Here is an 11,197-nt window from a genome sequence, read left to right on the forward strand (position 1 = left end):
AGTTGTTTCCATCTGACAAGTTTGCTGAAATTCGGCTATACTTTTTTTATGAGATAGCGTATAATGGAGCCGGTGACAAATCGGAGTTTGGAGGTGAGAATATGACAGCGCATATGAGATTAAGATAACACCGCGGGTTATGTTGCGGTGAATCCGTATTGCATAGCTCGCTTATTGGGCAAGTAATATAATAACGGAGGGAATAATGAATAAAATACTTAGATTTAGTGACAGTGAAAAAGTTTTTCAATGTCCTATATGTAAAACAGATTTAAAATTGAAACAAAAAAGTTTATTTTGTTCTAATCATCATTGTTTCGATATTTCAAAAACGGGTTATGTGAACTTTGCTGTAGGAACAAAATCTTCAAAACATTATAGCAGAGAGACTTTTCAAATTAGGCGGGAGGTTTTAGAAAAAGGCTATTATTCACATATCCTGAATGAAGTGGTGCAGCTTATAAAAAGCTTTAGCAGCATTGATACAATACTTGATATTGGCTGCGGTGAAGGATATTATTCAAAGCAGATAAAAGAAGTATCAGGTGATAAAGAAATTATTGCATTTGATATTTCTAAAGATGCTGTTCAGCTTGCAGCAAAAAGTGATTTCAGTAATTCTATCAAATGGTTTGTGGGAAATTTGGAAGAAATGCCCATAAAAGACAAAAGGATAGATTGCATATTAGATATTTTTACTCCTGCTAACTATTCCGAATTTAACAGAGTTTTGAAAGAAGGCGGTTATGTAATTAAGGTAATTCCGGGAAATGCTCATCTTAAGGAGCTTCGAGAGACGGCAAAAGAACAATTGAAAAGCAATCAATATTCTAATGCGGCTGTCGTAGATTATTTCCAAAAGAAGTATTCCGTTGTTTATCACAAGAAAGTTTCAGCAACGTATACAATGACATCCGAGGAAATAAAAACCTTTGCGGATATGACTCCACTACTGTTTTGTGTAAATAAAGATGGAATAGATTTAAAAAAAACAAAAGAAATCACTATTGATGCAGAGATATTTGCAGGGAAATTATAAATTCAATTTCAATTGTGCAAACCCATAATTTAAGGGTTTCATTACCTGTTATAATTTATTATTAAATTCTTGGAAAACCCTTATAAACACTAACTTTTCTGTATGTGTGATTTCCCTTATGTGTTCCCTTGTGTTATATCGTTCCACAAGGATTTACGAACTCTCATAAGGGCAAAAACAAGGGAAGCAAAATCACATAACACATTATAATACAATATGAATGGACTGTGTGAACTGATTGAAATGCTTTTAGATTTTACAGAAAAGAGGGTTGATTGAATGAATATCATATACGCAGATTACAACATTTACCACAACAGCATTGATATATGCACTTATGCCGGATATATTTTACGGATTGACTGTGCAAAAGCAGAGGAAGGATTGAAGACCACACCTAATTCAGAGTGTGCTTTGAATGCCCTTGCAATAGATAATCCACTTGAATATGCAAGACTTTATCTTGACGGAACTATGCAAATTTGGATAGATGCAGAGGACAGTTTAGAGGTGTGGTAACTATACAGGCGGATTGCTAAGAATGGGCAGTCCGCCTTAAATAATCGCCTTAAATAATCAAGAAAAATATAAGTGGAATATTAGGGATATTTGTGGTACAATAGAGAGCGAAAATTTGAAGTTTCTGTTATGACTTTAAGTAGATGAAGAATCCAATATTGATAAAATATATAAAAATAGTGGTATGTATAAAGGAGACTTAAATGGTTGATTTGGACACTGAGATATATAGGCTCTTGAATAAACAGATAAAGATAAATGAGTTCCGTTATTTGTCATCTGGTGATGATAGTGATACTTTTTTGTGTAATGAACAATATGTTGTGAAAGTTCCAAAACGAGATTCTGTTAGAATTGCTCAGAAACGAGAGTTTGAATTGTATCGGTTTTTAGAAAACTGTAATTTATCTTATCAGACCCCTGCGGTAGTGTATCAAAGTGACCAATTTAATATTATGAAATATATTAAAGGGGAACGTATTGCTTATGAGCAGTATCACAGGCTGAGTGAAAAAGAAAAAGATGCCCTTGCAAGTGACGAAGCAACATTTTTGAAAGAGTTACATTCCATAGCGATTGATTGTTCAGCTGACTTGTTTTCAGATGTTCAGGAGAATAAGCAGGATAAGTATTTGAAAGATAAAGAATTGCTTATCGGCATTTTACAAAAGGAGCAGTTATTGACTGCTGATATTCAGGAATATATCGAGTTAATATACTCAAACATATTGAACAATACCGTCTTGTTTGAATATACCCCGTGCCTGGTACATAATGATTTTAGTGCTAGTAACATGATTTTTAGAAATAATAGACTATTGGGAGTTATTGATTTTGGTGATTTTATAGTTAGTGACCCAGATAATGATTTTTTGTGTTTGTTGGATTGTAGTACGGATGATTTTGGAAAAGACTTTGGCAGAAGAGTTTTGAGGTACTATCAGCACAAAAATCCTGAGTTGGCAGAAAGAAAAGCCGAGTTTAATGATGTGTATTGGGCTATAGACCAAATTATTTATGGTTATGAACGAAGTGATAGGAAAATGTTAATTAAGGGTGTTTCGGAATTACTACAGACACAAGCAGGAATGTTTACATTTTAGCAGGAAGAAATGTTATGAGATTATATTATTATAGAGGTGAATTATGTCAGGAGTAAAGCGAGTTTCCTTTCGTTCGATGAACAAGGATGATTTAGTTCTTATGTTAAAATGGCTGACAGACGACCGTGTTCTTGAATTTTACGGCGGTAGAGATAAGAAATATACACTGAAAACGATTTGTGAGCATTATACTGAACAATGGGCGGATGAACTGTATCGGGTCATCATTGAATACGATGAAATTCCCATTGGTTACGCACAAATATATAGGGTTCAAGACGAACTTTTTGATGAATATAATTACCATAAGACTGATGAAAAGATTTATGCGATGGACCAATTCATCGGTGAGCCAAAATATTGGAATATGGGAATCGGTGCAGAATATTGCAGAGTAGTATGCCAATATCTACGAACGGAAATGGATGCCTATGGGGTGATTCTTGACCCACGGAAAAACAATCCGCGAGCAATACGAGCATATCAGAAGGCAGGATTTCAAATTATTAAAGAGCTTCCTGAACATGAGCTACATGAAGGAAAGAAGGAAGATTGCGTGTTGATGGAATGGAGAGCGTAATGCTAATGAATTACAATTTCACAGGATGCAAACTTTCAGTTCTACGCACAGTATGTATTTAAAAATAGCCTTATCCATTGTGTGTATGGATAGGGCTATTTTGTGGTTAAGGGGCGATTATCTCGCCCCTTTATCTCTGCTTCGGTAAGGTTGGTTGGCGTTTAGCCTGTCAGCCTTTTCCTGATACCGCTTTATCTTGTTGTGCATAGTCTCGGCTTTTGGAGTTGCTTTCTCTCCGTAGGCTTCTTCCCGCTTGGCACATTCTTTCAGATATGCGTCGATGGCACGCTGTGCGGTATAGAATGCGGTGTAGAAATCCTGTACCGTTGCAAATCCATGCTGTCTGACGATACCGGACAATCCGGCTTTGAGGGTTCGGATTTCCTCGTTTTTGGTGGCAATTCTGCTTTCAAGCTCCTTTTTCTTGGTAAGCCTTGCAAGTCCCTTTAAATCGCTTAATTCAATCTCCAGTTGACTTCGTTCACGCTCTGCTTCAAAGATAAGATGATTTTGCTTATCAAGCGTAATCTTGATTTTTTGAAGCATTGGGAAGGCGGCTGCTTTCGGTGGCATAACCGGTCTTGGAGGTATCTGTGGCTTGGGCGGTTCTGTAGCCTCTGTTTCAAGTACAGTTTCGGTAATTGTGGTCACTGGTGGCTCAGGCTCGGTCAATTCTTCCGCAGCCGGAGCGGTAACAACACTTGCTTTGTCCTCTGCTTTTGTAACAGCCTTGCTACCATATTCTTTTTCAAGAGCTTCGTAGAACAGCTTGTTTTTCAGTTCCCTTGCGGCGGTAAGTATATCGTGAATCAGAAGTGCCAGTCGGTTGGTTGCCCCTCGTATGATATTGGCAAGCAGTTCCGGACAGTTGCCCCATGCTTTGATGGAGCTACGGATACGGTCTGTGATAAAATCCTTTTTTATCTGCCGTATCTCATCCTCCGGCACTTGGCTGACTAAGGCTCGATCTACTTCGTGATTCCATTGCATACGCACCTCATTATCTGCCTTTATCTGTTCTGCTTTGGGATTATTCTTACCGATTTTCTTGGTGGCAAGGTATAATCCGTTTTTATCAAATACATGGAGTTTATTCTTATCGTCCTCTATCAGAAGATTGATAAGGTCGGTATAGAAGCGTTTTGCTTCGTCCAGATAATGCTCCTGCTTGAACAGCTTGTTCTTGGCGGTAAATAAGGTTCTCTCATAAACTTCGCCTTTTTTGATTATCTTACAGCCCTTGCGGACATTTCCACTATCGTCCAGTATCTCTTTCTTGTTGCGTACATGCTTTTTCTGTTCGTTGTAGAACATAGTGCGTGTTGCAATCTTTTCTATGGGCTCCGGTAACAGCTCCCTTTCGGAAAAGATAAGATGGATATGATAGTTGGTCTTGCGTTTGTTATGGTGCAGGGCTGATACACATTCCACACCATATTTTTCTTTAAAGCGGTTGGTAAACATCTGTAACAGCCTGTCGGGATCATAGAGGTCGGGAAAGGATTCCGGCAGGGCTATAATCAGTTCCCTTGCTTCGATACATTTCCCCTCTGTACCGCTTTTTAGAAATTCCTGCTGATTAAATCTGGCAAGCTCCGTCCAGTAATGGCGGTCTGTGGTTTCATAGACCGCATATAGGTTTTCCTGCTTGGCGTGACTGGATATATAAGTAATCCTGCCACGGACATTGTGGAGCTTGCTTATCTGAATAAATGAATTTCGTTCGATAGTGCTTCCTCCTCTCGTAAATGTTACTTAGGGAAAGAGGTGGAAGGATTATATAAGTGAGTGGACACTTAGGTGTCCGGTTACGAACACATCTGCCTTTCGGCAGTAGAAGCTCCCTGCAAGGGCGAAATACCCAGAGTACAAATCGAAGATTTGTGCGAAGGGTGTATTTCGCTCTCAAACGCCGAGGGCTTGCTAAGAAATAATTCTTAAAGAAGAAAACCACTCACTTATTCATAAATTTTCAACTCCTTTCCCTAAAATTTCCGGTTGATACCAGAGGAAGCACATGATATAATCTATTTGCGTGTAGGTATATCATGACTTCGGTCTGATACATACCAAAGGGTGGTTTCGTAGGAAGCCACCCTTTTAAGTTACAGCAGTTTTTCGACTAACTGCTTTGACAGTATTCTTATCCCTCAAGTCCCTGCCTTCGTTGGCTTCCATGAACTGCTCCAGTATATCAGTCTTTATCAGAACCTTTCGTCCTACCTGAAGTACCGGGAGCTTCTTCCACTTTACCAAATCTCGGAGTGTGTTTCTACCGATACCTGTGTAGTCTGCGGCTTCCTCAATGGATAAGGCAATTTTCATTTCTGTCATTGAATCACCTCCTTGCGAATTGCATTATGCAATTTTTGACTAAGCCTACTATAAACCTTTTATATCCTTTTGTCAAGCGTTACGAAATTTTAAAAATAATTATTGAATTGCACATTGCAATTATAAAAGATATATGTTATAGTAGTACCATACCGAAAAAGGAGGCGTATCAAGATGAAAGATAAAGAATTACGCAAGCTAATCGGTAGCAGGGCAAAACAGCGAAGATTGGAATTAGGATTGAAACAGCCTTATGTTGCTGAAAAGATGGGAGTGACAGCTTCCACTATTCAGAGATATGAAGCCGGAACAATCGACAACACCAAGAAACTGGTGCTGGATGGACTTTCAGAAGCACTTCATGTATCTGTGGAATGGCTCAAAGGAGAGGCAGAGGAATACGAAACAGACATTACGGATAAAAGGGAATTACAGATTCGTGATGCAATGAGCAGTATCCTAAACCGCTTACCCTTTGACCTAAATAATGAGGAAGCTGACTTCTCGAAAGACCTACTGCTACTGATGTTACAGGAGTATGAGTTGTTTATGGATTCGTTCCAGTTTGCCTGCAAGAACTTTAAGGGCAACACGGAGAATGCAGACATAGCAGCCACCATAGGTTTTGAATCGAATAAGGAATACAACGAAATCATGTTTCTTAGGGAAATTACTCACAGTATCAATGCCTTTAATGACATGGCAGATGTGATAAGGCTCTATTCCAAGAAACCGGAGACAGCCACACAGAGGCTTGCAAATCTTTTATCGGAAGATTCCGAATCGGTATAGTTAGACAACCGGAGTTATGATATACTTACACGCAAGAAGCATTTCATCAGTTCCGATTGTCCAATATCGAAAGGAGTAATAACGATTATGGCAAAAGGTTCTGTAAGAAAAAAAGGAAAGAAATGGTACTACCGCTTCTATGTGGAGGACGCCAGCGGAAATCTGGTACAAAAGGAATTTGCGGGTACGGAAAGCAAAAGTGAAACGGAAAAGCTATTAAGACAGGCTATGGATGATTACGAAAGCAAGAAATTCATTGCAAAGGCTGACAATATCACACTTGGAGAACTGCTCGACATCTGGGCAGAGGAAGAATTGAAGGTCGGCACATTAAGCAATGGAACGGTTGGTAATTATCTTCAGGCGGTCAACCGAATTAAGCAACACCCTATCGGCAACCGCAAGCTGAAAACAGTCACTTCGGAGCATTTACAGCAGTTTATGGATTTGCTTACCTTTGGGGGAACAGCCGGAAACTTCGTTTCCAAAGGTTACACAAAGGATTATGTGCATTCCTACTCGGCTGTGTTACAGCAGGCATTCCGGTTTGCAGTATTTCCCAAACAGTTTATAACCTTCAATCCCATGCAGTATGTGGTATTGAAAAGAAAAACGGATGATGTGGATTTATTTGCAGAGGATGACCTGCCGGACGCAAATGCAATGGTGCTTACGCACGAAATGTATCAGAAACTGTTGGAGGAACTTTCCAAAAGAAGCAGGGACGCAATCCTTCCGGTGCAGATAGCCTACTATACAGGGCTTCGACTGGGAGAGGTTGCAGGACTGACATGGCAGGACATTAACCTTGAGGAACAGTATCTGACTGTAAGGCGAAGTGTCCGCTACAACGGAACAAGACACAAAACGGAGATTGGTCCCACAAAGCGTAAAAAGGTGCGTGTGGTGGACTTTGGCGATACACTCGCTGAAATTCTCAGAACTGCTAAAAGGGAACAACACAAGCAACGCTTTCAGTACGGACAACTGTACCACAAAAACTATTACAAAGAGGTTCGGGAAAAGAACCGTGTGCATTATGAGTATTATAGTCTTGATGGCACACAGGATGTACCGCAGGATTATACGGAAATCTCCTTTGTATGTTTGAGGTCGGACGGGCGTTTGGAGCTTCCAAGCACAGTAGAAAATGCTTGCAGGAGTGCCAGCCGGAGGATTCCAGAGTTGGAAGGCTTCCACTTCCACACTTTAAGACACACCTACACCACCAATCTTCTGACAAGTGGTGCACAGCCAAAGGATGTGCAGGAGTTGTTGGGTCATTCCGATGTGCGTACCACAATGAATGTTTACGCTCACGCCACAAGGGAAGCAAAGCGGACTTCCGCAAGGCTCTTGGATAAGGTTGTGGGGCAATAAGAAAAAATTTCCCTTGTAAGTTGCCCATAAGGGCAAAAACAAGGGAAAATACATACAGTTTCATAGTTTGAGGCTCTGAAAGCCTTGTGAAATAAGGAAAGTTAGGTAGGGAATTAAATAAATTTCAATTTGTCGAATTGACAAACTATTAAAAAATTAAATAACCCGCCGCCCATCAACGGCACACCCAAGCAGGAAATCTGAAAAGGTATCCTGCTATTTTTTTGCCCCGAATCCGGGAGAAAGGAGGACGTACTCTTGCCATGCCCGCATTGTAAAATCACCATCATCAAGCGGATCAACAATGAATCCGCTGTTTCTGCCGCCGCCTACCAGAGCGGCGAGAAGCTGTTCTCTGAATATGACCAGGAACAGAAATACTATCCCTACAAGAACGAAGTCACCCACAAAGAAATCATGCTCCCGCCCCATGTGCCGCCGGAGTTTGCAGACCGCAATACTTTATGGAACTCAGCCGAAGCGCAGGAAAAACAATGGAACTCCCAGCTTGCCCGGAGATTCGTGCTTGCCATCCCAAGGGAAATCCCGCCGGGACAGTACGCCGACCTTATCCGTGACTACTGCCGGGAGTTTTTTGTTTCCAAAGGCATGATTGCCGACTTTGCCATCCATGACAAGGGGGACGGCAACCCACACGCCCATATCCTGCTCACCATGCGGGCGATGGACGAAAAAGGCAAATGGCTCCCCAAGAGCCGTAAAGTGTACGACCTTGACAAGAACGGGGAGCGCATCCGGCTTGCGTCCGGCAGATGGAAAAGCCATAAGGAGAACACAGTAGACTGGAACAACCGGAAGTACGCCGAAATCTGGCGGCAGGGATGGGCGGACACGGCCAACCGCTATCTGGAAGCCAATGACCGCCCGGAACGGCTTGACCTGCGCTCCTATGCCCGACAGGGGATTGACCAAATCCCTACCGTCCACATGGGAGCGGCCGCCTGCCAGATGGAGAAGAAAGGAATCCAGACCAACATCGGCAATCTGAACCGGGACATCAAAACCGCCAACCGGCTCATGCGAAGCTGCACGACATTGACCTCAACGCGCCAAAGGACGAGCAACCCCGCGTTGACCGCCGCACCCGCGAAGTCGAAGCGGAAAGCGTCGCCTATACCGTCTGCCAACATTACGGGCTTGACACGTCGGACTATTCTTTCGGCTATGTCGCCGGGTGGAGCAGCGGGCGGGAGCTGTCCGAGCTGAAAAGCTCCCTTGAAACGATACGCAGCGCAGCCGCCGAGATTATCAATTCCATAGACGCGAATTTTGCGGAGCTGCAAAAGGCACAGGACAAGGAGCAGACCGCCGGACAGGAGCAGCCCACCAGAGAGGGACAAGAAGCCGCGCCACAGCCGGAAGCCCCGAAAAAAGCAGATACAGCCGGGAAAGAAAAGCCGGAAGCAGCCCCGAAAGAAGCCTTTACCCCGGAAACGATTTACAGAGTGCGCCGGAACCCTTACAGCGACAGCCGGGAAAACAGCCACCTCTTGCAAGCCTATGTGACACAGGAGAACGGGCGGGCGAAAATGGGCGACGTGCTTTATACGGGAACGCCGGAGAAATGCCGCGAGCTTATGGGGCAGCTCAAAAGCGGCGAGCTGACCGAGGGCGACGTAAAGCAGCTTTACGCAAAGGCACAGGAAACGGCGCAGACCACCGGACAGGACAAGGACACCTTTTCCATTTACCAGATAAAGGGCGGGGACGAAACAAGGGACTTCCGCTTTGAGCCTTACGACCGCCTGCAGGCGGCGGGAAATGTGGTTGATAAAGCGAACTATGAGCTTGTCTATTCCGCGCCCCTTGCGCCGGAAACTTCCCTTGAAGATATTTATACCCGCTTCAATATCGACCACCCAAAAGATTTTAAGGGACACAGCCTTTCCGTTTCGGACGTGGTAGTGCTTCATCAGAACGGACAGGACACCGCGCATTACGTTGACAGCGTAGGCTTCCGGCAAGTGCCGGAGTTTTTACAGGAGCAGAAGCAGCTTACCCCGGACGAGCTGACAACGGGCGAAACAATCCAGACACCGAGGGGGACTTTCCATGTGACCGCCATGAGCCGGGAGCAGATAGAAGCCGCCGGATATGGCTTTCACCACCAGTCGGACGACGGAAAGTATCTGATTATGGGGAACGGGACGCGGGCGTTTGCTGTTGCCGCAGAGCAGCCGGAAAAGGCAAACCCCTTGAAGCATATCGAGGACACCGTAGAGCAGAACGACAACAACTTTGACGGTATCATCAACAACACCCCTACCGTTGACGAACTGGAAGCAAAGGTTAAGGCGGGAGAAACAATTTCCCTTGTTGACCTGGCTAACGCGGTCAAAGCCGACAAAGAGCGCGGCAAGGAAGCGAAGCCGGAAAAGAAGCCCTCTATCCGGGCGCAGCTTAGGGCTGACAAGGAAAAGGCGCAGAAGAAAAACGCAAAGCAGAAATTACAGGATTTGGAAAGGAGCTGACCCATGCCGAAACAGAGTAAATTTGAGAACGTGGATTTGTTCGCTTCCCTCAATGCGGTTATGAAGCAGAACACAGGCTTTTACCAGAGCGACTTGGAGATTGACAAGGAGATTATCGCAAAGGCGGCGGCAAGCCCCCGCAAGGAGGACAAGACCCTTTTGTGGTTCTGCCGCCCGTCCGGGACGCATTGCTTCCGGGAGCGCGACGTTTTCCTCAAAGACACCGCGCCCCACAACACATGGCGTTTCTACATGGAGCAGACGAGCGACCGCGTCCTTGCCTATGCAATCGAGCTAACGGGGACGGAGCGCGGGAAAATCAAGGGCAATCTGTACGAACTGGACTACGCTAAACATTATGAGCGCGTCAAGGAAAAGGAGCTGCCCGCCGATACGGTGAAGCTGATTTATGAGCATGGGGAACGGGAGATACCCGCCGGACAGTTTTTCAACGGCAATCCCGATTATGAGCTTGGAAAGTTTGAACGCTTTGAAGCCGTACCCAACGACCCGGACGCGCTGCAATCGCTCTTACAGGAAGAACGGCGCAGCCGGGAGCAGCTTCCGCCGGGGGATTTCAAGGCGCATATCGCCGCATTGCGGGACGGGCTGATTGAAACGGAAGCGCGGCGCATTGTACGGGAAATGAAGTGGCACGACACGCCGAACAGCCCCAACAAGACCCATTTCATGGTAGAGCTTTCCCCGGCGTTCATGCAGCTTGCAGCCACAAAGGACACTGACCGCCTTTTCTCCATGCTGCCCTACAAGACCCTTGCCTTTTCCAAAATCGAGGGCAGACATGGGACGTATGCGCTGATTGACAAGGGGGAGAACCGGGACAGGAAGATAAGGAAGCCCCGCCCCTCTATCCGGGCGCAGCTTAAAGCAGACAAGGCAAAGACCGCCCCGAAAAAGGCGGCGGCAAAAACAAAAAATCACGATATGGAGGTATGAG

The 11,197-nt window shown here is 44.4% G+C and carries 9 protein-coding genes and 2 pseudogenes; 9 read left to right on the forward strand and 2 right to left on the reverse strand.

The annotated features are described in order from the left end of the window. Window positions 1-205 precede the first annotated feature (205 nt). From HGO97_RS22365 to aac(6')-Im, 4 genes are all read left to right on the forward strand, one after another. Window positions 206-1,039, forward strand: coding sequence for a methyltransferase domain-containing protein (locus HGO97_RS22365; protein ID WP_002592690.1), 834 nt, complete (start codon window positions 206-208; stop codon window positions 1,037-1,039). Between the two features lie 279 nt (window positions 1,040-1,318). Then, the gene (locus HGO97_RS22370; protein ID WP_216245377.1) at window positions 1,319-1,558 is read left to right on the forward strand and encodes a DUF6061 family protein; all 240 of its coding nucleotides are present in this window, start codon (window positions 1,319-1,321) and stop codon (window positions 1,556-1,558) included. 203 nt (window positions 1,559-1,761) lie between these two features. Next, on the forward strand, window positions 1,762-2,661 hold the full coding sequence (locus HGO97_RS22375) for an aminoglycoside phosphotransferase family protein (RefSeq protein ID WP_216245378.1): 900 nt from the start codon (window positions 1,762-1,764) through the stop codon (window positions 2,659-2,661). Between the two features lie 43 nt (window positions 2,662-2,704). After that, entirely contained in the window at window positions 2,705-3,241 is a 537-nt protein-coding gene (gene aac(6')-Im, locus HGO97_RS22380; RefSeq protein ID WP_216245379.1) for an aminoglycoside N-acetyltransferase AAC(6')-Im, read from the forward strand. 117 nt (window positions 3,242-3,358) lie between these two features. Here aac(6')-Im and HGO97_RS22385 read toward each other — a convergent pair whose 3' ends face one another. Continuing rightward, window positions 3,359-4,672 carry a MobA/MobL family protein gene (locus HGO97_RS22385; RefSeq protein ID WP_330654331.1) on the reverse strand — a complete coding sequence of 438 codons (1,314 nt, stop codon included), beginning with the start codon at window positions 4,670-4,672 and terminating at the stop codon, window positions 3,359-3,361. A gap of 669 nt (window positions 4,673-5,341) precedes the next feature. Next, window positions 5,342-5,575, reverse strand: a complete 234-nt coding sequence (locus HGO97_RS22390) for a helix-turn-helix domain-containing protein (protein WP_027089873.1) — start codon at window positions 5,573-5,575, stop codon at window positions 5,342-5,344. 174 nt (window positions 5,576-5,749) lie between these two features. On the opposite strand from HGO97_RS22390, the gene HGO97_RS22395 reads away from it, so the two are divergent. The 5 genes and pseudogenes from HGO97_RS22395 to HGO97_RS22415 all read left to right on the forward strand — a co-directional run bounded on the left by HGO97_RS22395 (window position 5,750) and on the right by HGO97_RS22415 (window position 11,196). After that, entirely contained in the window at window positions 5,750-6,367 is a 618-nt protein-coding gene (locus HGO97_RS22395) for a helix-turn-helix domain-containing protein (protein ID WP_216245380.1), read from the forward strand. A gap of 87 nt (window positions 6,368-6,454) precedes the next feature. Next, window positions 6,455-7,747: a tyrosine-type recombinase/integrase gene (locus HGO97_RS22400; RefSeq protein ID WP_216245381.1), complete on the forward strand. Its 1,293-nt coding sequence runs from the start codon at window positions 6,455-6,457 to the stop codon at window positions 7,745-7,747. 258 nt (window positions 7,748-8,005) lie between these two features. Continuing rightward, a pseudogene (gene mobQ, locus HGO97_RS22405) lies at window positions 8,006-8,806 on the forward strand (MobQ family relaxase); the annotation flags it as partial. Beyond that, window positions 8,782-10,239: pseudogene (locus HGO97_RS22410) on the forward strand (YodL domain-containing protein); the annotation flags it as partial. The pseudogenes mobQ and HGO97_RS22410, both read left to right, overlap by 25 nt. A 3-nt stretch (window positions 10,240-10,242) precedes the next feature. Next, on the forward strand, window positions 10,243-11,196 hold the full coding sequence (locus HGO97_RS22415; RefSeq protein ID WP_216245382.1) for a hypothetical protein: 954 nt from the start codon (window positions 10,243-10,245) through the stop codon (window positions 11,194-11,196). Window position 11,197: the final 1 nt, after the last annotated feature.

The organism is Faecalicatena faecalis, assembly GCF_012524165.2.
Taxonomy (GTDB): domain Bacteria; phylum Bacillota; class Clostridia; order Lachnospirales; family Lachnospiraceae; genus Faecalicatena_A; species Faecalicatena_A faecalis.

Excerpts from the sequence above, each read along its gene's own strand:
- HGO97_RS22365 (WP_002592690.1), top strand. The coding sequence starts at position 206 with ATGAATAAAATACTTAGATTTAGTGACAGTGAAAAAGTTTTTCAATGT.
- HGO97_RS22370 (WP_216245377.1), top strand. The coding sequence starts at position 1,319 with ATGAATATCATATACGCAGATTACAACATTTACCACAACAGCATTGAT.
- HGO97_RS22375 (WP_216245378.1), top strand. The coding sequence starts at position 1,762 with ATGGTTGATTTGGACACTGAGATATATAGGCTCTTGAATAAACAGATA.
- HGO97_RS22390 (WP_027089873.1), bottom strand. The coding sequence starts at position 5,575 with ATGACAGAAATGAAAATTGCCTTATCCATTGAGGAAGCCGCAGACTAC.
- HGO97_RS22395 (WP_216245380.1), top strand. The coding sequence starts at position 5,750 with ATGAAAGATAAAGAATTACGCAAGCTAATCGGTAGCAGGGCAAAACAG.
- HGO97_RS22400 (WP_216245381.1), top strand. The coding sequence starts at position 6,455 with ATGGCAAAAGGTTCTGTAAGAAAAAAAGGAAAGAAATGGTACTACCGC.
- HGO97_RS22415 (WP_216245382.1), top strand. The coding sequence starts at position 10,243 with ATGCCGAAACAGAGTAAATTTGAGAACGTGGATTTGTTCGCTTCCCTC.